The following is a 26,181-nucleotide window of genomic DNA, read 5'->3' as shown; positions in this document are numbered from 1 at the left end:
TGGCGACGAACCCGCCGAGCGAGTGCCCGACGAGCACGACCGGGCCCCTGACGCCAGCGTGGCGCACGGCCTCGTCGACGACCTCCGCGCACCGACCGAGCGTGAAGGCCTCGTCGGCTCGCCGGCCGTGCCCGGGCAGGTCGACGAGCCACACCCCGACGTGCGGCCGGAGCAGGGACAGCTGCGGCGCCCACTGCGTGCTCGACAGCCGGGACCCGTGGACGAGGACGACCTGCGGTCGGGGCGGCGCGGCGGGCACAGGCCGAGAATGCCACGATGGCCCGGTGCGCCACCTCATCACCGCCAGCGACCTCGCCCACGAGATCGAGGACGTCGTCGTCCTCGACGTCCGCTGGGCCCTGACCGCCGGCCGCGACGCCGCCGAGGGACCGGTGGGCCGGCCGGCCTACGCGGCAGGCCACGTGCCCGGCGCGTTCTTCGTCGACCTCGACTCCGAGCTCGCCGCCGCCCCCGGAGACGGGGGCCGGCATCCCCTGCCCGACGCGGCGACGCTGGAGCGGCTCGTCCGTCGCTGCGGCATCTCGGCCGGGACCCGGGTGGTCGTCTACGACGGCCGCGACTCGACGGCGGCCGCCCGCGCCTGGTGGGTGCTGCGCTGGGCCGGGATCCCCGACGTGCGCGTCGTCGACGGTGGCTTCGAGGCGTGGCTCGCCGCCGGCCTGCCGGTGAGCACCGAGGAGCCGGCCGACCGGCACGGCGAGGGCACCGTCCACCTCGGCAGCCTCCCGACGCTGGACGCCGACGGCGCCGCCGCGCTCGCCCGCGAGGGGCTGCTCGTCGACGCCCGGGCCACGGAGCGGTATGCCGGCGAGGTCGAGCCCATCGACCCGGTCGCGGGGCACGTCCCCGGGGCGATCACCTCGCCGACGACGGAGTGGGTCGGGGCAGACGGGCGCTTCCGCGAGGACCTCGCCGAGCACTGGGCGCAGGTCGTCGCAGGCCGGCCGGGTGGCCCGGGCGACGCGGACGTCGCCGGCCGCCCCGTCGGCGTGTACTGCGGCTCGGGCGTCACGGCGGCGCACCACGTCCTCGCGCTCGCCGAGATCGGCGTCGACGCGACGCTCTACCCGGGCTCGTGGAGCGAGTGGATCCGCGACCCCTCGCGGCCGGTCGCGACGGGCCGCGTCCCCGGCTGAGGCCCGCCACGCCGCGTCCGGCACGCCGCAGCACGACGTGCCCCGGCTCCGGAGGGTCACACGTCCCGGTCGAGGCGGACGCGAACCCGGGCCAGGGCGCGTTCGGCGGCCCGGCGCACGGAGGGCTCGGGGTCATCGAGCGCCGAGTGCAGCGCGGGAGCGTGCTCGGCCTCGCCGACTGCCCCCAGGACCCTCGCGGCCGCAGCCCTCACGCGCGTCGTGTCGTCCCGGAGGACCAGCGTCGCGCACGCGTTCCCCGCCGCGCCGACCTCCCACCGCGCGGCCACCTTGGCGCACATCTCGCGCACGCGCCACGCCGGGTCGTCCAGCCCCGCAACGACATCGGCGCCACAGAGGTCGTCCCAGACGTGAAGCAGCGTCCGCGCCGCCCAGACGCGCGACCAGTAGACCGTGTCCTCGCCGAGGCGCTCCGGAGAGCCCCAGCCGTCGACGACTCTCCCACCGACCCAGCCGATGTCGGGCAGGTCGGGGTCACCCCAGGCCGCGCGACCGGCGAGCAGGTCCGCACACCATCGGGTGAGGGCCCGGTCACCGAGGGCCTCGGCCGCCGCACCCGCGCGGTCGCGCGGCGACGCTCTCAGCACCGCATCGTCGACCATCACGCCAGTATGGCCGCCGACCGGTGGGCCCCGCCGGTCGCGTCAGCAGCCGACGAGACGCTGCGCGAGCCAGCCCTCGACCTTGTCCAGGGCGACGCGCTCCTGGGCCATCGTGTCGCGCTCGCGGATCGTCACGGCGTGGTCCTCGAGCGTGTCGAAGTCGACCGTGATGCAGAAGGGCGTGCCGATCTCGTCCTGGCGGCGGTACCGCTTGCCGATGGCGCCGGCGTCGTCGAAGTCGACGTTCCAGTGCTGGCGCAGGGTTGCCGCCAGGTCTCGGGCCTTCGGCGACAGGTCGGCGTTGCGCGACAGCGGGAGCACGGCGGCCTTGACCGGCGCGAGGCGCGGGTCGAGGCGCAGCAGGACGCGCTTGTCGACGCCGCCCTTGGTGTTCGGGGCCTCGTCCTCGGCGTAGGCGTCGACGAGGAAGGTCATGAGGGAGCGAGAGAGTCCGGCCGCGGGCTCGATGACGTACGGGGTGTAGCGCTCGCCGGTCTGCTGGTCGAAGTACACGAGGTCGGTACCCGAGTGCTTCGAGTGCGTGCCGAGGTCGAAGTCGGTCCTGTTGGCGATGCCCTCGAGCTCGCCCCACTCGGAGCCGGCGAACCTGAAGCGGTACTCGATGTCGACGGTGCGCGTCGAGTAGTGCGACAGCTTGTCCTTGGGGTGCTCGAAGTGACGCAGGTTGTCCGGGTTGATGCCGAGGTCGGTGTACCAGCGAGTGCGCTCGTCGATCCAGTACTGGTGCCACTCCTCGTCCTCACCGGGCTTGACGAAGAACTCCATCTCCATCTGCTCGAACTCGCGGGTGCGGAAGATGAAGTTGCCGGGCGTGATCTCGTTGCGGAAGCTCTTGCCGGTCTGGGCGATGCCGAACGGCGGCTTCTTGCGCGAGGCCTGCATGACGTTGAGGAAGTTGACGAAGATGCCCTGCGCCGTCTCCGGCCGCAGGTAGTGCAGGCCGGACTCGTCCTCGATGACGCCGAGGTAGGTCTTGAGCATCATCTGGAAGTCGCGGGGCTCGGTCCACCGGCCCTTGGTGCCGCAGTCGGGGCACACGATGTCGGTCATGGGGACCGAGTCGGGGTCGGCGATGCCCTTCTTCTCCGCGAGCGCCTCCTGCAGGTGGTCCTGACGGCGGCGCCTGTGGCAGTTGAGGCACTCGACGAGCGGGTCGGTGAACGTGCCGACGTGGCCGGAGGCGACCCACGTCTCGCGAGGCAGGATGATCGAGGAGTCGAGCCCGACGACGTCGTCGCGACTGGTCACCATCGACTTCCACCACTGGCGCCGGATGTTCTCCTTGAGCTCGACGCCGAGGGGGCCGTAGTCCCAGGCAGACCGGGTGCCTCCGTAGATCTCACCGCTCGGGAAGACGAAGCCCCTGCGCTTGCAGAGGCTGACGACGGTGTCCACGATGGATGTCTGCTTGGCCATGCGGGACAGGTTATCGGGCCGGCGACGCCCGGTTCTCCACGCGTCCGGGCCACCCGCCCGGGTCCCCTAGGCTCGACGGGTGGCCCTGAGTTTCCGCTCCCGAGTCGAGCACGCGTCCTACCCCCTTCTCGAGCGCCTGTCGAGCGTGCCGCGTCCGGCGACCCTCGGCGCCCTGGCCGTCGTGCTCCTCGCCGGCGTTCTCGCACCCCGCCCGTGGGGCGGGTTCGCGTTCGTCCTGGTGGCGCTGGTACTCGGGTGGTTCCTCTTCCTCACGTGGCAGCGCCTGACGCTGCCCGAGCGCCTCATGCGCAGTGCCGTCCTCCTGCTCGCCCTCGCCGTGGCGGTCGTGCGGGTCGTGCCCGCCTGACGAACTGTTTGACAATGATTCTCACATTGAGAATCATTGTCACATGACCTCGCGCGCTCGCGGCCTCGGCCGCCCCTTCGGCCCCCTCCGCCCCGGCGCCGTCCGCTCCGGCCTGACCGCGCTGTCGGTCGCCGCCCTCGTCGGCCTCGGTGCGGCCGCCTGCGGGAGCGGGAGCGGCTCGGCGGCCGACCCCTCCGGCGCGGTCGTCGCGTCCTTCTACCCGCTGCAGTTCGCCACCCAGCAGATCCTCGGCGGCGGCCGGCAGGTCGCGGTCCTGACCAAGCCGGGCACCGAGCCGCACGACCTCGAGCTGGCCCCGCAGGACCTGGGCACCATGACCAAGGCCCGGCTCGTCGTGTACGCCGACGGCTTCCAGCCCGCCGTCGACGACGCCATGGCCCAGGTCGACCCGTCGCACGTCCTCGACGTCGCCGCGGCCGCCCGGCTGACGCTGCCGGCCACCGAGGACGGTCACGACCACAACGGGACCCAGGACGCGTCGGCCCAGGGCAGCACGCCCACCGACGCCGCCCACGACTCCGGCCACGACTCCGGGGACGGGCACGACCACGCTGCCGACGACCCCCACTTCTGGCTGGACCCGCAGCGCTACGCCGCTGTGGCACGCGCCATCGGCGCCCGCCTCGCGAAGGACGACCCCGCCGACGCGGCCACGTACGAGAAGAACACGGCCGCGTTCGTCGCGAGGCTGACGGCCCTGGACCGCTCCTACCGCACCGGCCTGGCGTCCTGCCGGTCGACCGTCGTCGTGACGAGCCACGCGGCCTTCGGCTACCTCGCCCAGCGGTACGGGCTGGACCAGCACGGCATCGCCGGCATCTCCCCCGAGGCCGAGCCGAGCGCGGCCGGCCTCAAGGCGGTCAGCGACCTCGTCCGCTCCGAGGGCGTCACGACGATCTTCCAGGAGACGCTCGTCGAGCCGCAGCTGGCCGACACGATCGCGCGCAGCACGGGCGCCACCGTCGCCACGCTCGACCCGGTGGAGGGGATCACCGACGCCTCCGCCGGCAGGGACTACTTTGAGGTCATGCGCAGCAACCTCGCGGCCCTCCGGAAGGGTCTGGGGTGCCGGTGAGCGCCGACGTGACCCCGACGAGTCGACGGCCGGCCACCGCGACGGGCGACGGCGCGGACGACGTCGTCATCGACGTCCGTGGCGCGGGGTTCGGCTACGGCGAGCGCACCGTCCTGCGCGGTGCCGACCTCACGGTGCGTCGCGGCGAGATCATCGCCGTCGTCGGGCCCAACGGGTCGGGCAAGTCGACCCTGATGAAGGGCATCCTCGGCCTCAACGAGCGCACCCAGGGCTCGGTGACCCTCTTCGGCGTCGCCGCCGACGACTTCCACGACCGTGCCCGCATCGGCTACGTGCCGCAGCGGCACACGCTGTCGGCGTCGGTGAGCGCGACGGCCGAGGAGATCGTCGAGACCGGGCGCCTGCCGCGTCTCGGCTGGTGGGGCCGGCTGCGGGCCACCGACCGGCAGGTCGTCGCACGCGCGCTCGAGGTCGTGGGCCTCGGCGACCGCGCCGCCACGGAGGTGAGCACGCTCTCGGGTGGGCAGCAGCGTCGCGTCCTCATCGCCCGCGCCCTCGCCGGCCAGCCCGACGTCCTCGTCATGGACGAGCCCACCGCGGGCGTCGACGCCGCGAGCCAGCACGTGCTCGCCGACGTGCTCGAGCGGCTCGTCGATCGCGGCGTCACCATGGTCGTCGTCACCCACGAGCTCGGCGCGCTCGAACGGCTCCTGACGCGGATCGTCGTCGTCGACGCCGGCCGCATCGTCTTCGACGGCACACCCGCGGCCTACGCCGCATCACGCGAGGCCGTGCACCACGAGCACGACAGCCACCACCACGACCTCGAGCTCGAGACGACCCGGCCGGTGCTCGGCCGCGGGCCGTTCGACGCCGCCCGAGGAGGCAACGCATGATCAGCGACATCCTCACCGTCGACTTCATGCAGCGCGCCCTCGTCGCAGCGCTGCTCGTCGGAACGGTCGCCCCCCTCGTCGGGATCTTCCTCGTGCAGCGTCGCCTGTCACTCATCGGCGACGGCATGGGGCACGTCGCGCTGGCCGGTGTCGCGATCGGCCTCGTCAGCGGCACGGCGCCGGTGCTCACCGCGCTCGTCGCCGCCGTGCTCGCCGCCGTCGTCATCGAGCTGCTGCGCACCCGCGGACGCACCAACGGCGACGTCGCCCTGGCCGTCATCTTCTACGGCGGCATCGCCGGCGGCGTCGTCATCATCAGCAGGTCCCCCGAGGGCACGCCGGCCAACCTCATGAAGTACCTGTTCGGCTCCATCCTCACGACGACGAGGGGTGACCTGTGGGTCTTCGCCGGGCTGGCGCTCGTCATCGCCGGCACGACGTGGCTGCTGCGGCCACGTCTGTTCGCCGTCGCCAACGACGAGGAGTACGCCCGAGCCGTCGGAATCCCGGTGCTGCCCCTGAACATCGTCCTCGCGGTGCTGACGGCCACCACCGTCGTCGTGGCGATGCGGGTCGTCGGGCTGCTGCTCATCAGCGCGCTGATGATCGTGCCCAACGCCGCTGCGCAGCTCGTCGCCCGCTCGTTCGGCAGCGGGGTGCGCTGGGCCGTCGCCTTCGGCCTCGTCGCGAGCGTCGGCGGCGTCGTCGCCTCCTACCCGCTCAACACGCCGTCGGGCGGCTCGATCGTGCTCCTGTCCGTCGCGATCTTCGTCCTCGTCGCGGCCGGCACCGGGCTGCGCGCCCGCGTCCGGGGGCGGCGGCACGCGGTCAGCGAGGTGCACCCGCACGAGCACGGAACCGAGTGCGGGCACCCGGCGGTCCCCCACGGCGACCACGTCGACTACGTGCACGACGGCCACCTGCACGCGGCGCACGAGGGGCACTACGACGAGCACGGCGGCCACGAGCACGAGGGCGTGACCGACCCGAACGGCCCGACGGACGAGGCGATGACGAGGACGACGCGATGAGCAGGATGACGAACCCGGGCCGCGGAACGGCCACGGGCAGCACCCGGCGGCCCACGCGCCAGCAGGCCGCGGTGGCCGAGATGCTCGGCCGTTCAGACGAGTTCACCTCGGCCCAGACCGTCCACGCGCGGCTGCGCGAGGCGGGCGAGGGCGTCGGCCTCGCCACGGTCTACCGCACGCTCCAGTCGATGGTGGAGTCCGGCAGCATCGACGTCCTGCGCACCGACGACGGCGAGGCGGTCTACCGCGCGTGCTCGACGCACCACCACCACCATCTGGTGTGCCGCGCCTGCGGGCGCACCGTCGAGGTGGAGGGACCGGCCGTCGAGAGGTGGGCCGAGAAGGTTGCGGGCGACCACGGCTTCACCGGTGTCACCCACACGCTCGAGATCTTCGGCACCTGCTCCGACTGCAGCCGCTCCTGAGACCCGCGTCGACCCCCGCGACGCCCGCACGGGCGAGCGGCCCCGGGCCCGGGCCAACCGGCCCGGTATGCCCCGACTCGCCATCTTGCCCGCCGTGCGGGCGCGGCGGGACGCTTGCGAGACCGCCACCGGCGGTGGTGCGTCACCCGAGTCGTGCGAAGGAGAGTCCCATGGCCGTTCCCGGAAGGCACCGCCTCGTGGCGGTCACCGTCGCTGGCCTGCTGGCCCTGATGGGTCTGAGCGCTCCCGCCCAGGCCGCCCACGAGGAGCCGCCGCCGATCGTGCTTCCGGGCGCGCAGTCCGCGGAAGGCATCGCCAGCGGCAGCGGGACGACGTTCTACGCCGATGAGCTGTTCACCGGCGACATCTTCCGCGGTGACGTGCGGACCGGCACCGCATCGAGGTTCATCGACGCGCCCGCGGGGCGGATGGCCCTCGGGCTGCGGGTCGACCTGGCGCATCGGCTGCTCTTCGTCGCCGGCGGTTTCACCGGGCAGGCCTACGTGTACGACGTGGACACCGGCGCCTCGGTCGCCACGTACCAGCTGAGCACCACCACCTCGGTCATCAACGACGTCGCGTTGACGAAGACAGGGGCCTGGTTCACCGACTCGGCCCAGGCCAGGCTCTACTTCGTCCCGGTCAGCCCGAGCGGAGCCCTCGGCGCGGCTCGGACGCTCGACCTGCACGGTCCGGCCGCCGTCGTGCTCCCGGGCTTCAACAACAACGGCATCCAGGCGACCGCCGACGGCAGGACGCTCGTCGTCGCGCACAGCAACTCCGGAACGCTCATCACCGTGGATCCCGTCACCGGCCGGAGCGCGACGATCGCCCGGGTGAGCGTGCCGAACGTGGACGGCATCCTGCTCGAGGGACGGACCGTCTACGCCGTGCAGAACTTCTCCAACGAGGTCTCCGAGTTCCGCCTCTCCGGCGACCTGTCCTCGGGACGGCTGCTGCGCACGGTGACGAGCGACAGCTTCGAGATCCCGACGACCGTCGCGCGGTTCGGTGACCGGCTCGCGGTCGTCAACGCGAAGTTCGACACCGGGTTCCCACCCACGGCGAGCACGTACGACGTCGTCGTCGTCGACCGCTGAGGCCCACCCCACCCGGCGCTCCGCTCCCGAGCTGCGCGCCTGTGGTGCGCCGTCGTCAGGACCGGGTGGGGGCGTCGACCGCGCCGCCGTACCGCCGGTCGCGGGCGACGTACTCCTCGACGGCGGCCCACAGGTCGCGGCGGTCGTAGTCGGGCCACAGCCGGTTCTGGAACACCATCTCGGCGTACGCCGACTGCCACAGGAGGAAGTTGCTCGTGCGCTGCTCACCCGAGGAGCGCACGAACAGGTCGACGTCGGGCATCGTCGGCTCGTCGAGGTACCTCTTGATCGTCCTCTCGTCGACCGAGCCGGGCCGGAGGCGACCGTCCTTGACGTCGTGGGCGATCCGCTGGACGGCGTCGGCGATCTCGGCGCGACCGCCGTAGTTGACGCAGAAGTAGAGAGTCAGCCCGGTGTTGTGCTGCGTCAGCTCCTGGGCGACCTCGAGCTCCTTGATCACCGAGCGCCACAGTCGCGGCGCGCGCCCGACCCACCGCATCCGCACGCCCCACTCGTGCAGCTGGTCGCGGCGGCGGCGGATGACGTCGCGGTTGAAGCCCATGAGGAAGCGCACCTCCTCGGGCGACCGGCGCCAGTTCTCCGTCGAGAAGGCGTACGCCGACAGGTGGGTGACCCCGACCTCGATGGCGCCCGCGACGACGTCGAGCAGCGACGCCTCTCCCGCCTCGTGGCCCTTGGTGCGCGGCAGCCCACGCTGGTTGGCCCACCGGCCGTTGCCGTCCATGACGATCGCGACGTGTCCGGGCAGCGCACCGGCCGGGATGACCGGGGCGGTGGCTCCCGACGGGTGCGGGAAGGGCCGGGCGTACGGGGTGGCGGCGGGCATGGCTCTCCGGTCGGTGGGAGGTGCGGTGGACGGATCGGCTTCGGGCTCAGGCGCGCTCGACGAGCCGTAGGGAGCGTAGCCCCCGCTCGATGTGCCACTGGAGGAACGCCGACACCATGCCGTTGCCCTGCCGGCGGTGGCGCGGGTCGCTCTCGTCGGCGAGGTCCCAGTCGCCCGAGAGCAGGGCAGCGAGCAGCTCGAACGTCTCCGGCGCGGGCGCCGTCGAGCCGGGCGGCCGGCACGAGGAGCACACCGCCCCACCCGCCTGGACGTTGAAGGCGCGGTGCGGTCCGTCGGCGCCGCAGCGCGCACAGTCGACGAAGCTCGGCGCCCAACCGGCGACGGCGAGGGAGCGCAGCAGGTACGCGTCGAGGACGAGGCCGGGGTCGTGGGTGCGCTCGGCGAGGGAGCGCAGCGCCCCGGCGAGGAGGAGGTACTGCTGGGTCTGCGGCTCGTGCTCCTCGGTCAGCTGCAGCGCCGTCTCGAGCATCGACGTCGCGCACGTGTAGGCCGTGTAGTCGCGGGCGATCGCGTCGCCGTACGGCGCGAGGGTCTCGACCTGGGTCACGGTGTCGAGGTTGCGCCCCTCGTAGCACTGGACGTCGACGACCATGCCCGGTTCGAGACGTGAGCCGAACCGGGACTTCGTCCGCCGGACGCCCTTGGCGACGGCTCGCACGCGCCCGCGGGTGCGGGTCAGCATCGTGATGATGCGGTCGGCCTCGCCCAGCTTGTGCGTGCGCAGGACGATCGCCTCGTCGCGGTAGAGGGGCATGGGTCCATTCTCCCTCGCGGGCGGCGTCACGACGCGCGCACGCGCCGCAGGCTCCCACGCCACCGCGCCGGCGCCCGGGAGGACCGCTGCACCGGCCATCGAGATCCGTGCGTTGTCTCGAACACGTGTTCGACCTGGTGCGTTACAGTGGCGGCATGGACCTCACCCTTCAGGGGTCGCTGCTCGACCTCACCGACGAGATGACGCTGCGCGACGTCGGCACCGGCCTGCGCCGCCACGCCCTGGCCCACGGGGCGTGGGTGGACGTGCGGCCGGGCTGGCTGGCGGCGGGCGACGCGCTGCTCTCGGCCCTCCTGCACGACGTGCCCTGGCACGCCGAGCGGCGGCAGATGTACGACAACGTCGTGGACGTCCCGCGGCTCACGAAGTTCTACGCGGCCGGAGAACGCCTCCCGCACCCCCTGCTCGACCAGGCCCGCGACGCACTGAGCGCGCACTACGCGAGCGAGCTGGGCGAGCCGTTCGTCACGGCGGGGCTGTGCCTGTACCGCGACGGTCACGACAGCGTCGCCTGGCACGGTGACCGCATCGGGCGCTCCAGAGACAGCGACACGATGGTCGCGATCCTGTCGCTCGGGTCGCCGAGGGTGCTCGCCCTGCGCCCGCGCGACGGTGGTGCGATCCCCGGCACGACGCAGAAGAGCTTGCGCTACCCCCTGGGCCATGGTGACCTCGTGGTGATGGGCGGCTCCTGCCAGCGCACGTGGGACCATGCGGTCCCGAAGACGTCCGAGCCGATGGGGCCCCGCATCTCCGTCCAGTTCCGCGTCGCGGGAGTCCGCTGACCGCTCGCACGACCAAGGAGTCCGCATGCCCTCTGCCCCATCGGGTGCAGACCTTCCCTTCCTCGACCACCTCGCCGCCGAGTCGGCCCGTTTCCGCGAGGTCCTCGCCGGCGTACCGGCCGGGACCACCGTGCCGACGTGCCCGGACTGGGACGCCGACGACCTGCTGTGGCACCTCGCCGACGTCCAGTGGTTCTGGGGTGAGATCGCCGAGAACCGCCTGACGACGGCCGAGCAGGTCGAGGCGCACGGCGACGCGCGGCCGCCGCGACCGGAGGGTCGTGCCGCCCTCCTCGAGGCCTTCGACACGTCGAGCGGCCGGCTGCACGAGCAGCTCTCGCAGCTCCCACCCGACACCGAGCTGTGGATGTGGGCCGACGAGCACACCGCCGGCTACATCCGCCGCAGGCAGGCCCACGAGGCCCTCGTGCACCGCCTCGACGCCGAGGCCACCGCGGGCATCGCCCCGGAGGACCGCGCCGCGATCGACGCCCGGCTCGCGGCCGACGGCGTCGACGAGGCCCTTCGCATCATGCGCGGCTACGAGCCCGAGCCCGGGCTCGAGCACGCGCCGCTCGGGGCGCCGGTCACCGTCGTCACCGTCGACACGATGCACACGTGGACCGTCACCCCGGTACGTGTCACCGGCACCTACGAGGGCCGCGACATCGACCTGCTGCGGTTCCTCGTCGCCGACGGGCCCACCATGGAGGCAGGCTCGGACCTCTCGGACGGGTCGGACGCCTCGAAAGCCTCGGCGCCCCAGGTGTGCGGCACCGCCGCCGACCTCGACTGCTGGCTGTGGAACCGGCCGATGGCCGGCGAGCTGGCGCGTACCGGCGACCCGGACGCCCTGTCGGCGGTCGACGCGGTCGTGCGGGGCTCGATCGACTGACCGGACGCGTCAGCCCGCGGCGGACGCGGCGTCGGAACCACGCGGCCGGCGACGCCGCGTCCCGACGCCCGTCCGGGTCATCGCGGCGAGCGCGACGACGAGCGGTGCGAAGGTGAAGACGTAGCGGGACCGTCCCTGGAACAGCAGCGTGAACGCCGCGATGCCGAGCACGGCGAGGGCGACGAGCAGGACGTCGCGCCGGTAGCGAGCCCGCAGCAGTCCGACGCCCCCGACCAGCAGCACCGCCAGCCACAGCGCCTGGGTGAGGTCGACTCGCCACCCGTACGCGGTCCCGTGGAAACCGTTGAGCGAGTGGACGACTCCGACGACACCGTCCGCGTCGGCGAGCCTTCCGGGAAGCGAGTCCACTCCCTCCCCCCAGGCCCAGAACATGCCGTCGCCCCAGTTCCAGGCCGCCTTCTCCGCGTAGAAGGCGAGCGTGCCCCCGGGCCCGCGCTCGGCCCAGCGGTCGGCGATGTAGGCGCGGGCGTAGTCGGTCATCTGCTGTGGGGAGCGCCCCTCGATGGCCTCGACCATCTCGCGCGAGTACGTGCCGTAGCTGACGACGCCGTCCGGGGCGACGTGCTCGCTCAGGCCGTTGGCCACCCACCACAGGACCGGAGGTGAGACGCCGGCGCGCACGCGACCGGTCTCGATGCCGGAGGCGGCCGCCGCCACGCCGGGCGCGGCGACGGCGATCCCGAGGAAGACGCCGACGGCGACGAGGCTCGCGGCGAGTGCGGTGACCCGGCCTCGGGGCGCGTGGTCGCCGTCGAACACCGCCACGACGACGGTGAGCACCGTCGCGATGACGGCGACCGCGGGCGTCGTCTTGATCGCGTAGGCGATCCCGTAGCAGACGGCGGCGGCCACCCACGTCAGCGCGCGAGCGGTGCGCGAGCCGGGCGACGCGCGGGGGGCGTCACGCACCCCGGGGAGCAGCGCGCGGCCGGCGATGGCGACCCCGACCGCGAGGAACGGCATCGCGTAGTAGTCGGTGTAGGGCACGGCGAGCCACGGGCTCGTCCCGACGAGGACGAGCGTGCCCAGCTGCGCGGCGACCGCAGCGGCGGCGCCACGAGCCCGACGCACCATGGCACCCACGGCCAGCAGCGTCACTGCGACGCAGGCCCCGTTCAGGGTGATGAGGACGGCATCGGGCGCGAGCCCGAGGAGCGAGCCGAGCTCGACGCCGCCGCGGTCGATCGCGAGGAGCGGGAGGTTGTTGGGGTAGAGCGAGAGGTAGTGGTAGCCGGCGTCGCCGAGCGGGCGACCGGCGTGCAGGTCGCGCGCGAGGTCGAGGGCGACGCGGGCGTCCCAGCCGTAGTCGTAGCGTCCCGCGAGCCCCACGAACGTCGCGACGGCCCCACCGGCCGCGGAGACGACAGGGACGACCCATCGGCCGTGGACCCACCGCGGCGCGCGGACGAACGTCGCGAGCACCAGCAGCAGGACGCAGGCGGGCACGACGACGTACCAGCGGTGCGGGGTGTTGACGGCGCGCGGAGCGAGCAGCCCGACGAGGGCGACCGCGAGCAGGCCGGCGCCGACGAGCCGGAGCAGCGTCCGGCCGAGGGCGGAGTCCATGGGCCCAGAACCTACCGGAGCGCCGGGTCGGCGCCGGCCCGGGGCACGGGGCCCCGGGCCGTCGCGGAACGGCTCGGCAGGTCAGGCGCCGGGGACCGAGGTGGCGGCGGCGGCGTCGCGCTCGGCGCGGTTGACGGCCGACACGATGGCCTTGATGGAGGCGGTGACGATCGAGGAGTCGACGCCGACACCCCAGAGGACGCGGTCGCCGACGGCGCACTCGACGTAGGCGGCGGCCCGGGCGTCGCCACCGGCGGACAGCGCGTGCTCGGCGTAGTCGAGGACGCGGACGTCGGGCGTGCCCTCGATGGTGCCCAGGGCCGCGACGAACGCGGCGATGGGTCCGTTGCCGGTGCCGCTCACCGTCACCGGCTCGCCACGGTCGGTGACGGTCGCCTCGATGGTGCTCGCACCGTCGACGGTCGAGTCCGTGACGACGTTGACAAGGTCGAACCGGCCCCACGGAGCAGCCGGGTTCGGCAGGTACTCGTCCTGGAACCGGGCCCACAGCGCCGCCGGCGAGACCTCGCCGCCGTCCTGGTCGACGCCTCGCTGGACAACGCCGGAGAACTCGATCTGCAGGCGCCGCGGCAGGTCCATCTGGTGCTCGGACTTCATGATGTAGGACACGCCGCCCTTGCCGGACTGGCTGTTGACGCGGACGACCGCCTCGTAGGACCGGCCGAGGTCGTGCGGGTCGATCGGCAGGTAGGGGACGCCCCAGACGAGGTCGTCGACGGTCGTGCCCTTCTCCTTCGCCTCGGAGGCCATGGCCTCGAAGCCCTTCTTGATGGCGTCCTGGTGCGACCCGGAGAAGGCCGTGAAGACGAGGTCGCCGCCGTAGGGGTGCCGCTCGCCCACCGGCAGCTGGTTGCAGTACTCGACGGTGCGGCGCACCTCGTCGATGTCGCTGAAGTCGATCTGGGGGTCGATGCCCTGGCTGAACAGGTTCATCCCGAGCGTCACGAGGCAGACGTTGCCGGTGCGCTCACCGTTGCCGAAGAGGCAGCCCTCGATGCGGTCGGCGCCGGCCAGGTAGCCCAGCTCGGCCGCCGCGACGCCGGTGCCCCGGTCGTTGTGGGGATGCAGGCTGACGACGACCGACTCACGCCGCTCGATGTGGCGGATCATCCACTCGATGGAGTCGGCGTACACGTTGGGCGTGGCCATCTCGACGGTCGCCGGAAGGTTGACGATCATCTTGTGGTCCGGCGTCGGGTCGATGACGTCGATGACGGCGTTGCAGATGCGCATCGCGAACTCGAGCTCGGTGCCGGTGTAGGACTCGGGCGAGTACTCGTAGTAGATCGTCGTGTCGGGGACGGTCTCCTCGAGCTTGCGGCACAGGCGTGCGGCCTGGACCGCGATGTCGATGATGCCGTCCTGGTCGAGGCCGAAGACGACGCGACGCTGGAGCACGGACGTCGAGTTGTAGAAGTGGACGATGGCCTGCTTGGCGCCGGCGATGGCGTCGTAGGTGCGCTCGATGAGGTGGTCCCGGCACTGTGTCAGCACCTGGATCGTCACGTCGTCGGGGATGTGGCCGCCCTGGATCAGCTCGCGGACGAAGTCAAAGTCGGTCTGGCTCGCCGACGGGAAGCCGACCTCGATCTCCTTGTAGCCCATCTTCACGAGCAGCTGGAACAAGCGCAGCTTGCGCTCGGTGTTCATCGGGTCGATGAGGGCCTGGTTGCCGTCGCGAAGGTCGACGGCGCACCAGCGCGGGGCCTGCTCGATGCGTTTGCCGGGCCAGGTGCGGTCCGGGAGCTCGAAGGGGATCTGCTCGTGGAACGGGACGTACTTCTGGAACGGCATTCCCGACGTCTGCTGGGGGTGGATCATCGCGTCACTCTCTTCGTCTGCGTTTCGCTCGGTGTCCGGCCGGACACGGGAAACTCCGCGACGAGGAGGGCCGGGATCAGGCCTCGTCGCGGCAGAGAAGGAGGAGGCTCACCGCACGCACGGCATCACGGTATGCCGGTCGACGCGCCCGCGTCCACCCCTCGGGAAGGCTGCCCGCATCCTGAGACCCGACTCTCGAGCCAACGACCTCCTCGAGGTCCGGGCTCTCGCCAGGGAGGGCCGGGCTCCCGTGTCATCGGGTCGGTTCGGAGGTCGTTGCCTCCGGGCCACGATTCGGGGCCTCCCTCCGGCGCCCTGACCCGGTCACCGTTCTCGAACGCCGCGACGATCTCTGCGAGAACCGGCGGCAGCGGTGGGAGGTCGGCGTCCGAGACGACCGGTGGGTCGTTGCGACCCCAGGGGTCACTCGACTCGAGCAGTGGGTCCCCGCTCATGACGAGGGTGACGCGGAGTCGTCCTCCTGCTCGCCGGACGGGGCGGGCCGGTCTCGAACATCCGCGATCTGCTCCTCGGGACGTGGCGGGACGTTCTGGTCCTCCTCGAGCACCTCGAGCTCGTGGTCGTGCGCCGGCATCTCGGACATGTCGCCTCCTCGTCACCTCCAGCCTAGGCCCGACGGCGGGGACGTGCCGCGAAACGTCGGCTGGTACCGCTCGTGTCTCCTGGTCAGCGGTGGGCCGCCGACGAGGAGACGCAGCGCTCACGAGGAGACGCCGCGGCGACGATCGGACCCGTCAGAAACCCAGGCGCTGCAGCTGCTTGGGGTCGCGCTGCCAGTCCTTCGCGACCTTGACGTGCAGGTCGAGGAAGACCTTCTGCCCGAGCAGCGCCTCGATCCCCTTGCGGGCGTTGGTGCCGACCTCGCGCAGCCGCGATCCCCCGCGACCGATGACGATCGCCTTCTGGCTCGGCCGCTCGACGAAGACGTTGACGCGCACGTCGAGCAGCGGGTTGTCCTCGGGGCGGTCCTCGCGTGGCACCATCTCCTCCACGACGACGGCCAGTGAGTGCGGCAGCTCGTCGCGGACGCCCTCGAGCGCCGCCTCGCGCACGAGCTCGGCGATCATGACCGCCTCGGGCTCGTCGGTGAGGACACCGTCGGGGTAGAGCTGCGGCGACTCGGGCAGGTAGGACGCGAGGAGGTCACGGACCTCGACCACCTGCTCGCCGGACACCGCGGAGCACGGGATGATGGCGTCCCACTCCCCCAGCCGGTCGATGGCGATGAGGTGCTCGGCCAGGCGGTCGCGGTCGACGGCGTCGGCCTTGGTCGCGATGGCGACGACGGGCCGGCGGCGCACCGAGCGCAGCTCCTTGAGCTCGTTGGCGATGAACGCGTCACCCGGGCCGGGACGCTGGTCCGCCGGAAGGCAGAAGCCGACGACGTCCACCTCGAGGAGCGTCTCGCGGACGAGGTCGTTGAGGCGCTCACCGAGGAGCGTGCGCGGCTTGTGCAGGCCCGGGGTGTCGACGAGGATCAGCTGCGCCTCGGGCGTCGTGGCGACGCCGCGGATCGTGTGCCGCGTCGTCTGCGGCTTCGAGCTCGTGATGGCGACCTTCTGGCCGACGAGCGCGTTGGTCAGCGTCGACTTGCCGGCGTTGGGCCGGCCCACCAGACAGGCGAACCCGGCCCGGTAGGGCGCCTGCCCGCCGGTGCTGTCAGTGCCCGCTCGCGTGGCCATGGGCGTCCTCCGTCTCGCTCGTCTCGCCGTCAGTGTCCTCCACCTGCGCCCGGTGCACGATGACCGACGCGACGCGGTGGCGGCGCCCCGCCATCCGCTCGGCCGTCAGCTCGAGCCCCGCGACCCGGCCGGACGAGCCGACGATCGGGACGCGTCCGATGACCTTGGTGAGCAGGCCACCCACGGTGTCGACGTCGTCCTCGTCGATCGTGACGTCGAACAGCTCGGCGAGGTCGTCGATGTCCATGGACGCCGGGACGCGCAGCGTCCCGTTCTCCAGCTGCTCCACGCCGGGGGCCTCGCGGTCGTGCTCGTCGGCGATCTCGCCGACGATCTCCTCGATGATGTCCTCGATCGTGACGAGGCCCGCGGTGCCGCCGTACTCGTCGACGACGATGGCGAAGTGGTTCTGCTCCTGCTGCATCTCGCGCAGGAGGTCGTCGACCGGCTTGCTCTCGGGCACGAAGTGCATGGGTCGCATCACCTCGGTCGCCAGGTGCTTGGCGTCCTCCGGGGCGGCCGTGAGTCGACGCGCGACGTCCTTGAAGTAGAGCAGGCCGCGCACGTCGTCGCTGTCCTCCCCGATCACCGGGATGCGGGAGAAGCCGGAGCGCAGGAACAGCGACATGGCGCCGCGCAGTGTCTTGTCGGCATCGATCGTCACCATGTCGGTGCGCGGGACCATGACCTCGCGGGCCACGGTGTCACCGAGCTCGAAGACCGAGTGGATCATCTCCCGCTCGTCCTCCTCGATGACGTCGGACTCCCCGGCGATGTCGACGAGGTCGCGCAGCTCGGACTCGGTCTGGAAGGGCCCGTCGGAGTACCCCTTGCCCGGGGTCACGGCGTTGCCGAGCACCACGAGCAGCTTGGCGACCGGACCGAGGACCCGGCGCAGGCCGACGGCGAAGGGCGCGCTCCAGAGGGCGACGGTGTCGTAGTTGCGCCGCCCCAGCGTGCGCGGGGACACGCCGACGACGACGAACGAGACGACGGCCATGATGGCGATGCTGATGAGCGCCCGGCTCCACGTCGAGGCGACCTGTCCGGCGACGGCGAGGGTGACGAGCACAGCCGTCGTCGCCTCCGCAACGACGCGCAGGAACGCGATGACGGCCAGGTAGGCGGGCGAGTCGGCGACGACGGTCAGCAGGGACTTGGCACCCGAGCGACCCTCGTCCCAGAGCTCCTGGGCGCGCACCCGGGACATCCGGAAGATCGCGGCCTCGGCGGCGGACAGGACGAACGCGACGACGATGCTGATCAGCGCCGGCAGGACGAGCTGCGGTAGCACGGGGACCTCAGGCGCTGGGACGGTTGCGCGTGGCGAGGAACGTCAGCAGCAGCTGGCGCTGCAGCTCGAACATCTCGCGCTCCTCGTCCGGCTCGGCGTGGTCGTAGCCGAGCAGGTGCAGGATGCCGTGCGTCGTCAGCAGGAGCATCTCCTCGATGGGCGCGTGCCCGGCCTCGACGGCCTGTTTCGTGGCGACCGACGGGCACAGCACGATGTCGCCGAGCGTGCCCTCCTCCGGTTCCTGGCCCTCGCGGCCCGGCCGAAGCTCGTCCATCGGGAAGCTCATGACGTCGGTCGGGCCGGGCAGGTCCATCCACTGCACGTGGAGGACCTCCATGGCGTCCTCGTCGACGAGCTTGATGCACAGGTCGGCCTGCGGGTGCACGCGCATCTGCTCCATGACGTACGTCGCGCACGCGAGCAGCTCGAGCTCGTCGACCGCCGCGTCGGTCTCGTTGAGGACGTCGATGCTCACGCGCCCGCCTCCCGGGCCTCGCCGCCACGCTCCCCCTGGGGGCGCCGGCGGCGCTCCTCACCACGGTGGACGCCGCCGCGGGGTTCGGACCGACGCTGCTCCCGTCGCTCCTGGCGCCGCCGTTCCTCGCGCGAGGCACTGCGGTCGTAGGCGTCGACGATGGCGCTGACGAGCCGGTGGCGCACGACGTCGTGGGAGGTCAGCTCGGCGAAATGGATGTCCTCGACGCCGTCGAGGATGTCGCGCACGACGGTCAGCCCCGACCGCGTGCCGTCGGGCAGGTCGACCTGGGTGATGTCGCCGGTGACGACCATCTTCGAGCCGAAGCCCAGACGCGTGAGGAACATCTTCATCTGCTCGCTCGAGGTGTTCTGGGCCTCGTCGAGGATGATGAACGCGTCGTTGAGCGACCGACCCCGCATGTAGGCCAGCGGGGCGACCTCGATGGTGCCGGACGCCATGAGCTTGGGGATGGTCTCGGGAGAGACCATGTCGTGCAGCGCGTCGTAGAGCGGCCGCAGGTACGGGTCGATCTTGTCGTTGAGCGTCCCCGGCAGGAAGCCGAGGCGCTCGCCGGCCTCGACGGCCGGGCGGGTCAGGATGATGCGGTTGACCTGCTTGGCCTGCAGGGCCGCGACGGCCTTGGCCATCGCGAGGTAGGTCTTGCCGGTGCCTGCGGGACCGATGCCGAAGACGATGGTGTGCTCGTCGATGGCGTCGACGTAGCGCTTCTGGTTCAGGGTCTTCGGGCGGATGGTGCGGCCGCGGTTGCTGATGATGTTCATCGTCAGGACGTCGGCGGGCCGCTCGGTGGTCTGGCTGCGCAGCATGCCGATCGAGCGCTCGACGGCGTCGCGGTTGAGCGGCTGCCCGGTGGCCACGATGGTGAGCAGCTCGTCGAGCAGGCCGTCGATGATGTCCAGCTCGCCGGCCGGGCCGGTGAAGGTCATCTCGTTGCCGCGGACGTGCGTGTCGACGAGGGGGAACTGCCGCTCCATGGTGCGCAGCAGCTCGTCGCGCGGGCCGAGGAGGGTGACCATCTCGACCGGGGGCGGGATCTCGCGCGTCAGGACCGGACTGTCCGGCGCGCGGCCGCCGTCCGCGGCACCGCTGCTGCGGGCCGGGCCCGTGGGCTCGATGGGGTCTGGGCTGTCGGGCTCGTGGCCGCGTGGCGATGGGTCGTTCATCTTGCCCACGAGTCTACGTGGGACCGCCGGATGACCTCACCACGAAATCGGCGAGGTCCTTGCTCTGCTGCAGCCTCGAGGGCTCGTGCACGTACATCATGTGGCCGGCCTCGTAGTACGCGTGCTCGACGTCGGCGGCGAGCCGCTCCGGCGGCAGCTGGAGGTGGGCGATGACGTCTTCGGCCGCGAAGTGCGGGGTGGCGCCGTCGTAGTAGCCGTACGCGACGTGGACGCGCAGGTGCGGGTTCTGGCGCATCGCCCGCTCGAGCAGCGGCGAGACGTCGACGGGCCGGCCCTCGAACTCCTTGTAGCTCCAGGGGTGCACGAGCCGGCTGATCTGCTCGTAGTGCAGGTCGCTCTCGTAGCCGAGCTCGTCGCGGACGTAGTGGTTCCACACGGCCGAGTACGGGCCGGCGATGGCGTCGTGGGACGGGTCGGCGTCCATGTTCTCGGCGATCGCCGCCGCCGCGGGGCCGGTGAACCGGGCGTCGAGGCGTCCGACGGACAGCCGCCGGTCGCGCAGCAGCTCGGTGAAGTACCGCCAGTGCTCGATGCGCAGGTCGGCGCGGTTCACGTAGTCCTCGGACAGCCCGGACAGGCGGGCGACGGTGGCCACGGCGTCGGCCCGCTCGGGCGCGGTCAGGCGCGAGCCGCGGGCGAGCACCCGGGGGTACTCACCCGACGCGTACGCCTCCGCCTCCCCGACGACCGTGCGCAGCGACCGGCGGCCGTGCTTGCCGTGGTAGTGCGCCACCGCCGCATACGTGGGCAGGTAGAGCGCGTGCGCGCGGTCGTTGCGCTGGTTCTCGAAGTCGATCGAGCCGAGGTCGAGGACGCTGGAGATGAGGATCAGCCCGTTGAGGTACATGCCGTAGCGGCTCTGCAGGTGCTCGGCGAGGGCTGCGCCGCGGAGCGTGCCGTACGACTCCCCCGCGACGAACTTCGGCGACATCCACCGCTTGTGGCGCGAGGTCCACAGCCGGATCAGCTCGCCGACGGACTCGATGTCCTTGCGGTAGCCGTGGTACTCACCGGGCTTGCCGCCCTCGACGGCACGCGAGTAGCCGGTCGACATCGGGTCGATGAACACGAGGTCGCTGACGGCAAGGAGCGACTCGGGGTTCTCGACGAGGTCGTACGGCGGCGGGGCCAGCGCGCCGACGTCGCCCATGACGAGCCGGCGGGGCCCGAGCAGGCCCAGGTGCAGCCAGACGCTCGAGCTGCCGGGGCCACCGTTGAACGCGAAGGTGACCGGCCGGGTCCGCGGGTCGGCGTCGTCGAGGGTGTACGTCGTCATCGACAGCTCGGCGCGGGGCGTGTGACCGCCGAACGTTCCGTCCTTGTGCTCCTCCTCGCGCAGGACGACGCGTCCGGTCACCGCCGTGTACCGGAGCCGCCGGCGCCCGACGCGCAGGGTGTGCTGGGTCGTCACGAGGTCGTCGGTCGGCGTGGCCGTCCCGGGGCCCTTGCCCGAGGACGCGTCGGCGCCGGTGGTCGTGTCGGCCGGCGCGGACGCGCCGGCTCTCGGCGCGCGGCTGGCGTCGGCCTCGCCCTCGTCCGTGGCCGGCGACAGGGGCTGGTCGCTCACACCATGCCCTTCTCGGTGAAGGCGGCACCGCCGAGGAGGTGCACGTGCGCGTGGAAGATCGTCTGGCCGGCGCCCCGCCCGGTGTTGGCGATGAGCCGGTGCGCCCCACCGACGCCCTCGGCCTCGGCGACCTGCTGGGCGAGCCGGAAGACGTCGGCGAGGTCGTCGGCGTCGGCGACCGCGAGCGCACCCACGGTCGGCTCGTGCCGGCGCGGCACGACGAGCACGTGGACCGGCGCCGCGGGGCTGATGTCGCGGAACGCGACGGACCGCTCCGACTCGGCCACCCGGTCGGAGGGGACGTCGCCGGCGACGATCCTGCAGAAGAGGCAGTCGGTCGGGGTCTGCGCGGTCATGAAGGCACCTTAGGTGTGTCAACCCCGGCGTGCACCTGTGCGTCTCCTTGCCGTGAGAACGTTGCGTATGCCGTCGGAACGGGTCGACCGCCCGGCCGGCCCGGGTGACCGGGACGACCGCGTCGGGTCGGCGCCGTGGCGAGCGGGTGGCGGCCCGACGCACCAGACGGCCCAGACGGCCCATACGCACCAGACCGGCCAGCGTGACCTGCCCGTCGACCCCGACGTCGCCGTCACCGAGCTCTACCACGCGCACTGGGACCGGCTGGTACGGCTCGGCTGGCTGCTGCTGCGCGACCAGGCGGCCGCGGAGGACGTCGTCCAGGACGCCTTCGTCGCGACGCACCGGCAGTGGTCCTCGATCCGCGACTCGGGGCGCGTCGTCGCCTACCTGCAGACCGCGGTCGTCAACGGGTGCCGGTCCGTGCAGCGGCACGCGGTCGTCGTCGACCGGCACACCGCGCGCGAGGCCGGCGCCGCCGACGCGCCAGGGCGCGGCTGGGTGGGCAGCGCCGAGTCCCACGCCCTGCACGCCGTCGGACGCGACGCCATGGTCGACGCCCTGCGCGAGCTGCCCGAGCGGCAGCGCGAGGTCCTCGTGCTGCGCTACTACGCCGACCTGTCCGAGGCGCAGATCGCCCGGGCCCTCGAGATCTCCGCCGGCGCCGTCAAGACGCACGCCCACCGCGGGCTGAGCGCGCTGCGCCGCACCATCGACCCCACGGAGCCGTCATGAACACCGACCCGAACCGTCGTCCCGGTGACCCCGCACGCGACCCGTCCGGCGACCCGTCCGGGCGCGCTCGCACCTCCGGGGCCGAGGACGCCGTCGCGATCGGGGCCGCGCTCCGCCCCGTGGAGGACCGGCTGCGCCGCGGCCTGGCGACCGAGTCGCGCACCATCACGCCGCACGACCGGCTCGGGGCGATCCTCGCCGAGGCGCACGGCGAGACCGCCCGCGCGGCCGGCGCCGGGGGCCCGAACCGTCCCGGTCGCCCGCACCGCTGGCTCGTCCCGGTCGCGGCCGCCGCGGCCGCCGTCCTCGTCGCCGGGGGCGTCTGGGCCGCGGTGCGTGGCGCCGACCGGACGCCGCCCGTGGCGGGGCCACCCCCGACGGCCATCGCCTCGACCACCGCGCCGACGCAGCGCAGCACCCCCTCCGCGTCGCAGCCGTCGAGCATCCCGACCCAGACTGCGCAGGGACCGACGTCCCAGCCGGCACCACCGGCCACGTCGACGGCCAGCGTCCCCGTCTACTACGTCGGCCCGCTCGTCGCGGGCGGGACGTCGGGGGGCTCGGGCTCGTCCGGCTCGGACCTGCGTCTCTTCCGGGAGTTCGTCCGCACGGACGTGACGACGCCGGACGGCCCCGAGTCGCGGGCGCTCGCCGGCCTCGCGGTCGCCATGGGTGCCGCACCCGGGTCGTCGTCGTACGTGTCGGCCTGGTGGGGCGTGCGCCCGCTGTCGGTGAACCTCGACGCGTCGGGCCGCATCGTCGTCACGCTCTCGGGCGGTTTGCCGAGCGGGTCCCCCGTGGCGGCGGGCCTCGCCGTGCAGCAGCTCGTGTGGACGGCGCAGGCCGGCGTCGGCCAGGGCACCAAGCCGGTCGTGCTGACGGTCCGCGGCGGCGGCGACGTCGCTCCCGGCGTCCCGTCGGGCACGCCGCAGCAGCGTCCGGCCGACGACCTGGGCGTCTACGAGGTCCTCTCGCCGCTCTGGGTCGACGAGCCGGCCCGCGGCGCGACGCTCCCTGCCGGCCGCGGCCTCACCGTCAACGGCATCGCGAGCACGTTCGAGGCCAACGTCGAGTGGCAGGTGCTCCGCGGTACGACGGTCGTCGCCAGGGGCAGCACGACGGCCCGCGCGGCCGCGCCGCAGCGTGGCCCGTACTCGTTCCGGACACCGGCCCTCACGGCCGGCTCGTACGTCGTGCGGGTCCTCGAGTCCAGCGCCAAGGACGGCTCGGTCGCCGCCGAGCAGCGCATCCCCGTGACGGTCCGCTGACGTCTCGGCCGGCACGGTACAGCGCCGCCGGGGGCTCAGGCTCAGCGCCAGCGGGACCGCGCGAGGAGGACGGCGAGGGCGGCCGGGCCGGCCGACGACGAGCGCAGGATCGTCGGCCCCAGCCGTACCGGCCTCGCCCCGGCGTCGACCAGCGCGTCCAGCTCGCGGCCGGTGATGCCGCCCTCGGGGCCCACGACGACGAGCACGTCCCCGCCGTCCGGCAGGTCGACGCACGCGAGCGGTTCGGTGGCGTCCTCGTGGAGCACGAGGACGAGGGCCGACGCCCGGGCCCGCGCGACGAGTCCGGACAGACCGACGTGCCCGGCGGTCACCGGGATGCGGGCACGCCGGGACTGCTTGGTGGCCCGGGCGACGACCGCGGCCCACTTGGCCTGCGACTTGGCGGCGCGGTCCCCGCGCCAGACGACGACCGACCGTTCGGCCTGCCACGGCACCACCTCGTCGACGCCGAGCTCGGTGGCCGCCTCGATCGCCTGCTCGTCGCGGTCCCCCTTGGCGAGCGCCTGGACGAGGACCAGCCGCGGGTCCGGCGCGGGCTCGTCGACGACCTCGACGACGGTGCCGGTCACCTCCGACCGGTCGACGTGCGTCACCTCGAGCAGGGCTCGCCGGCCGCGGCCGTCGGCGACGTAGCACCGCTCCCCCGCCCGGAGGCGCACGACGGTCGCCGCGTGCCGACCCTCGTCGCCGGTGAGGGCGAGCCTCGAGCCGGCCGCGGCGCGGGCCACCGCGTCGGGGTCGCCGAGGAAGAGCTGGTGCGTCACGGCGCCATCCTGCCGCAGCAGGACGGCGCCGCGCCTCCGGTCACTTCTCCTTGAACGCGTCGCGCAGCTTGCCGAAGAGGCCCTTGTTGACGGGCGCGAGCCGACCCTCGGGGCGCTCCTCGCCGCGGAGCGCCGCGAACTGCCGCAGGAGGTCCTGCTGCTCCTCGGTCAGCTTCGTCGGGGTCTGGACCGTGGCGTGGACGAGCAGGTCGCCGCGTCCGCCGTGGCGCAGGTGGGTGACGCCGAGGCCGCGGAGGGTGAGGACGTCACCGCTCTGGGTGCCGGCCTTGATCTCGAGGTCCTGCATGCCGTCGAAGGTCGACAGCTTGATCGTCGTCCCGAGCGCCGCCGCCGCCATGGGCAGCTCGACGCTGCAGTGCAGGTCGTCCCCGCGCCGGGTGTACGCGTCGTGGTTGAGCACGCGGACCTCGACGTAGAGGTCGGCGCGGGGGCCGTTGCCGGGGCCGACCTCGCCCTCGCCGGTCAGCTGGATGCGCGTGCCGGTGTCGACGCCGGCCGGCACCTTGAGCTTGAGCGTGCGACGGGTGCGGACCCGGCCGTCGCCGGAGCAGTCGTGGCACGGGTCGGTCAGGGTCGAGCCGAAGCCCTGGCAGTTGACGCAGGGGCGCGAGGTCATGACCTGGCCGAGGAAGCTGCGCTGCACCTGCTGGATCTCGCCGGCACCGTGGCAGATCGGGCAGGTCTGCCGGCCGGTCCCCGGCTCGGCGCCGTCACCACCGCAGCGGCTGCAGCCGACCGCGGTGTCGAGGGCGAGCTCCTCCTCGGACCCGAAGACGGCCTTGGCGAGGTCGATGTCGAGGCGTACGAGGGCGTCCTGCCCGCGCTGGACCCGCGGACGGGGACCGCGGGCACCGGTCGCACCGGCGCCGAAGAACGCGTCCATGACGTCGCTGAACGAGAACCCCGCCCCGGCGCCGTAGCCGGCACCCCCACCGGTGGCGAAGGGGTCCGAGCCCATGTCGAACTGGCGGCGCTTCTGCGGGTCGGACAGGACGTCGTAGGCCTGCGAGACCCGTTTGAACTCCTCCTCGGCCTCCGGCCCGGGGTTGACGTCGGGGTGCAGCCGGCGCGCGAGCCTGCGGTACGCCTTCTTGATCTCCTCCTGGCTCGCGTCGCGGGAGACGTCGAGGACGGCGTAGTAGTCGTTCAAGCGGGTGTTCCTTCGGTTCCGTGGGTGCGGTCGTCGGGTCGTGGGGTGGCGTGGGGTGTGGGGTCGCTCGGGCTCGGGTCAGGGTCGGTCGTGGTCGGGTCAGGTGGAGCGGTTGTCGTCGAGGATCTCGGACACGTAGCGCGCCACGGCCCGCACGGACGCCATGGTGGTCGGGTAGTCCATCCGGGTGGGGCCGAGGACGCCGAGGCTCGCGATGCGCTCGGTGCCCGACCCGTACCCCATCGAGACCAGCGAGGTGGTCTGGAGGCCGGAGACCGGGTTCTCCGAGCCGATCCGGACCGACACGAGCTCGGGGTCGTCGCCGAGCTGGCCGAGCAGGCGCAGCAGGGTCACGTGCTCCTCGAGGGCCTCGAGGATCGGGCCGATGGTGCGGGCGAAGTCCGAGCCCGCGCGCGCGAGGTTGGCCTGGCCGGCGAGGACGACGCGCTCCTCACGCTCCTCGGCGAGCAGGTCGGTCAGGGCGGACACGACCGCTTCGGTCGCCTCGCGGTCGGTGTCCGCGGCCTCCTCGACGAGCCGGCGCAGCTGCGTCGCGGCGACGGTGAACGGCACACCGGCGGACACCTCGTTGATGCGCGTGCGCAGGGCCGCCACGAAGACCTCACCGTCGGCGTCCGCCAGCGGGCGACCGGCGTCGACGACGCGCTGCTCGACGCGTCCGGTGTTGACGATGAGCACGGCCATGACGTGCGTCGCACCGACGGGCACGAGCTCGACGTGGCGCACCGTCGAGCGCGTCAGCGACGGGTACTGCA

General features: G+C 72.8%; 27 protein-coding genes and 1 pseudogene. 11 read left to right on the top strand and 17 right to left on the bottom strand.

Annotated features, from left to right (window positions below; translation table 11 throughout):
* Positions 1–259: alpha/beta fold hydrolase (locus ACPYOM_RS11055; protein WP_481345971.1), on the bottom strand; the 259-nt coding region annotated here is incomplete at its 3' end.
* Between the two features lie 25 nt (positions 260–284).
* On the opposite strand from ACPYOM_RS11055, the gene ACPYOM_RS11050 reads away from it, so the two are divergent.
* A complete protein-coding gene (locus tag ACPYOM_RS11050) occupies positions 285–1,157 on the top strand; it encodes a sulfurtransferase (protein ID WP_481345970.1) in 873 nt (290 codons plus the stop codon).
* A gap of 56 nt (positions 1,158–1,213) precedes the next feature.
* Here ACPYOM_RS11050 and ACPYOM_RS11045 read toward each other — a convergent pair whose 3' ends face one another.
* Both ACPYOM_RS11045 and ACPYOM_RS11040 read right to left on the bottom strand, forming a co-directional pair.
* Complete coding sequence (locus ACPYOM_RS11045) at positions 1,214–1,777, bottom strand: HEAT repeat domain-containing protein (RefSeq protein ID WP_481343444.1); 564 nt, start codon at positions 1,775–1,777, stop codon at positions 1,214–1,216.
* 42 nt (positions 1,778–1,819) lie between these two features.
* On the bottom strand, positions 1,820–3,214 hold the full coding sequence (locus ACPYOM_RS11040) for a glycine--tRNA ligase (protein ID WP_481343445.1): 1,395 nt from the start codon (positions 3,212–3,214) through the stop codon (positions 1,820–1,822).
* A gap of 79 nt (positions 3,215–3,293) precedes the next feature.
* On the opposite strand from ACPYOM_RS11040, the gene ACPYOM_RS11035 reads away from it, so the two are divergent.
* From ACPYOM_RS11035 to ACPYOM_RS11010, 6 genes are all read left to right on the top strand, one after another.
* On the top strand, positions 3,294–3,581 hold the full coding sequence (locus ACPYOM_RS11035) for a DUF6703 family protein (protein ID WP_481345969.1): 288 nt from the start codon (positions 3,294–3,296) through the stop codon (positions 3,579–3,581).
* Between the two features lie 43 nt (positions 3,582–3,624).
* On the top strand, positions 3,625–4,677 hold the full coding sequence (locus ACPYOM_RS11030) for a metal ABC transporter substrate-binding protein (RefSeq protein ID WP_481345968.1): 1,053 nt from the start codon (positions 3,625–3,627) through the stop codon (positions 4,675–4,677).
* A complete protein-coding gene (locus ACPYOM_RS11025) occupies positions 4,674–5,534 on the top strand; it encodes a metal ABC transporter ATP-binding protein (protein ID WP_481343448.1) in 861 nt (286 codons plus the stop codon). Before ACPYOM_RS11030 ends, ACPYOM_RS11025 begins: the two co-directional genes overlap by 4 nt.
* The gene (locus ACPYOM_RS11020; protein WP_481343451.1) at positions 5,534–6,565 is read left to right on the top strand and encodes a metal ABC transporter permease; all 1,032 of its coding nucleotides are present in this window, start codon (positions 5,534–5,536) and stop codon (positions 6,563–6,565) included. The genes ACPYOM_RS11025 and ACPYOM_RS11020 overlap by 1 nt, the downstream gene beginning before the upstream one ends.
* Positions 6,562–6,990 (top strand): Fur family transcriptional regulator, encoded by a 429-nt coding sequence (locus ACPYOM_RS11015; RefSeq protein WP_481345967.1) that lies wholly within the window; start codon positions 6,562–6,564, stop codon positions 6,988–6,990. Before ACPYOM_RS11020 ends, ACPYOM_RS11015 begins: the two co-directional genes overlap by 4 nt.
* A gap of 170 nt (positions 6,991–7,160) precedes the next feature.
* Positions 7,161–8,090 (top strand): SMP-30/gluconolactonase/LRE family protein, encoded by a 930-nt coding sequence (locus ACPYOM_RS11010; RefSeq protein ID WP_481345966.1) that lies wholly within the window; start codon positions 7,161–7,163, stop codon positions 8,088–8,090.
* Positions 8,091–8,145: 55 nt separating this feature from the next.
* Here the strand turns inward: ACPYOM_RS11010 and ACPYOM_RS11005 are convergent, their stop codons facing one another.
* A complete protein-coding gene (locus ACPYOM_RS11005) occupies positions 8,146–8,937 on the bottom strand; it encodes an isoprenyl transferase (protein WP_481342813.1) in 792 nt (263 codons plus the stop codon).
* Between the two features lie 46 nt (positions 8,938–8,983).
* Complete coding sequence (gene recO / locus ACPYOM_RS11000) at positions 8,984–9,712, bottom strand: DNA repair protein RecO (protein WP_481345965.1); 729 nt, start codon at positions 9,710–9,712, stop codon at positions 8,984–8,986.
* A 155-nt stretch (positions 9,713–9,867) separates the two neighbouring features.
* On the opposite strand from recO, the gene ACPYOM_RS10995 reads away from it, so the two are divergent.
* Positions 9,868–10,518 carry an alpha-ketoglutarate-dependent dioxygenase AlkB gene (locus tag ACPYOM_RS10995; RefSeq protein ID WP_481345964.1) on the top strand — a complete coding sequence of 217 codons (651 nt, stop codon included), beginning with the start codon at positions 9,868–9,870 and terminating at the stop codon, positions 10,516–10,518.
* Between the two features lie 25 nt (positions 10,519–10,543).
* A complete protein-coding gene (locus ACPYOM_RS10990; RefSeq protein WP_481345963.1) occupies positions 10,544–11,413 on the top strand; it encodes a maleylpyruvate isomerase family mycothiol-dependent enzyme in 870 nt (289 codons plus the stop codon).
* A gap of 9 nt (positions 11,414–11,422) precedes the next feature.
* Here ACPYOM_RS10990 and ACPYOM_RS10985 read toward each other — a convergent pair whose 3' ends face one another.
* The 9 genes from ACPYOM_RS10985 to ACPYOM_RS10945 all read right to left on the bottom strand — a co-directional run bounded on the left by ACPYOM_RS10985 (position 11,423) and on the right by ACPYOM_RS10945 (position 21,445).
* Positions 11,423–13,000, bottom strand: a complete 1,578-nt coding sequence (locus tag ACPYOM_RS10985) for a hypothetical protein (protein WP_481345962.1) — start codon at positions 12,998–13,000, stop codon at positions 11,423–11,425.
* 81 nt (positions 13,001–13,081) lie between these two features.
* Entirely contained in the window at positions 13,082–14,842 is a 1,761-nt protein-coding gene (leuA, locus tag ACPYOM_RS10980; RefSeq protein ID WP_481345961.1) for a 2-isopropylmalate synthase, read from the bottom strand.
* A gap of 451 nt (positions 14,843–15,293) precedes the next feature.
* Positions 15,294–15,446 (bottom strand): hypothetical protein, encoded by a 153-nt coding sequence (locus tag ACPYOM_RS10975; protein ID WP_481342821.1) that lies wholly within the window; start codon positions 15,444–15,446, stop codon positions 15,294–15,296.
* 151 nt (positions 15,447–15,597) lie between these two features.
* The gene (gene era / locus ACPYOM_RS10970; RefSeq protein ID WP_481345960.1) at positions 15,598–16,545 is read right to left on the bottom strand and encodes a GTPase Era; all 948 of its coding nucleotides are present in this window, start codon (positions 16,543–16,545) and stop codon (positions 15,598–15,600) included.
* Positions 16,523–17,839 (bottom strand): hemolysin family protein, encoded by a 1,317-nt coding sequence (locus ACPYOM_RS10965; RefSeq protein WP_481345959.1) that lies wholly within the window; start codon positions 17,837–17,839, stop codon positions 16,523–16,525. The genes era and ACPYOM_RS10965 overlap by 23 nt, the downstream gene beginning before the upstream one ends.
* Before the next feature lie 7 nt (positions 17,840–17,846).
* The gene (ybeY, locus tag ACPYOM_RS10960; RefSeq protein WP_481342824.1) at positions 17,847–18,314 is read right to left on the bottom strand and encodes an rRNA maturation RNase YbeY; all 468 of its coding nucleotides are present in this window, start codon (positions 18,312–18,314) and stop codon (positions 17,847–17,849) included.
* Positions 18,311–19,501 carry a PhoH family protein gene (locus tag ACPYOM_RS10955; protein ID WP_481342825.1) on the bottom strand — a complete coding sequence of 397 codons (1,191 nt, stop codon included), beginning with the start codon at positions 19,499–19,501 and terminating at the stop codon, positions 18,311–18,313. Before ACPYOM_RS10955 ends, ybeY begins: the two co-directional genes overlap by 4 nt.
* Positions 19,502–19,514: 13 nt before the next feature.
* On the bottom strand, positions 19,515–21,089 hold the full coding sequence (locus ACPYOM_RS10950) for a S10 family peptidase (RefSeq protein WP_481345958.1): 1,575 nt from the start codon (positions 21,087–21,089) through the stop codon (positions 19,515–19,517).
* A complete protein-coding gene (locus tag ACPYOM_RS10945) occupies positions 21,086–21,445 on the bottom strand; it encodes an HIT domain-containing protein (protein ID WP_481342827.1) in 360 nt (119 codons plus the stop codon). The genes ACPYOM_RS10950 and ACPYOM_RS10945 overlap by 4 nt, the downstream gene beginning before the upstream one ends.
* A 67-nt stretch (positions 21,446–21,512) precedes the next feature.
* On the opposite strand from ACPYOM_RS10945, the gene ACPYOM_RS10940 reads away from it, so the two are divergent.
* Both ACPYOM_RS10940 and ACPYOM_RS10935 read left to right on the top strand, forming a co-directional pair.
* On the top strand, positions 21,513–22,181 hold the full coding sequence (locus ACPYOM_RS10940) for a SigE family RNA polymerase sigma factor (protein ID WP_481345957.1): 669 nt from the start codon (positions 21,513–21,515) through the stop codon (positions 22,179–22,181).
* Positions 22,178–23,449, top strand: a complete 1,272-nt coding sequence (locus ACPYOM_RS10935; RefSeq protein WP_481345956.1) for a Gmad2 immunoglobulin-like domain-containing protein — start codon at positions 22,178–22,180, stop codon at positions 23,447–23,449. Before ACPYOM_RS10940 ends, ACPYOM_RS10935 begins: the two co-directional genes overlap by 4 nt.
* Before the next feature lie 41 nt (positions 23,450–23,490).
* Here ACPYOM_RS10935 and ACPYOM_RS10930 read toward each other — a convergent pair whose 3' ends face one another.
* The 3 genes and pseudogenes from ACPYOM_RS10930 to ACPYOM_RS10920 all read right to left on the bottom strand — a co-directional run.
* Positions 23,491–24,234: a 16S rRNA (uracil(1498)-N(3))-methyltransferase gene (locus ACPYOM_RS10930; protein ID WP_481345955.1), complete on the bottom strand. Its 744-nt coding sequence runs from the start codon at positions 24,232–24,234 to the stop codon at positions 23,491–23,493.
* 40 nt (positions 24,235–24,274) lie between these two features.
* The gene (dnaJ, locus tag ACPYOM_RS10925; RefSeq protein ID WP_481345954.1) at positions 24,275–25,405 is read right to left on the bottom strand and encodes a molecular chaperone DnaJ; all 1,131 of its coding nucleotides are present in this window, start codon (positions 25,403–25,405) and stop codon (positions 24,275–24,277) included.
* A 99-nt stretch (positions 25,406–25,504) separates the two neighbouring features.
* Positions 25,505–26,181 (bottom strand): annotated as a pseudogene (locus ACPYOM_RS10920) (heat-inducible transcriptional repressor HrcA); the annotation flags it as partial.

The sequence above is a fragment of the Monashia sp. HAY1-2A genome (assembly GCF_056755315.1).
The sequence above is the reverse complement of the archived record's forward strand: the minus strand, read 5'-3'. Positions and strand labels throughout refer to the sequence as shown.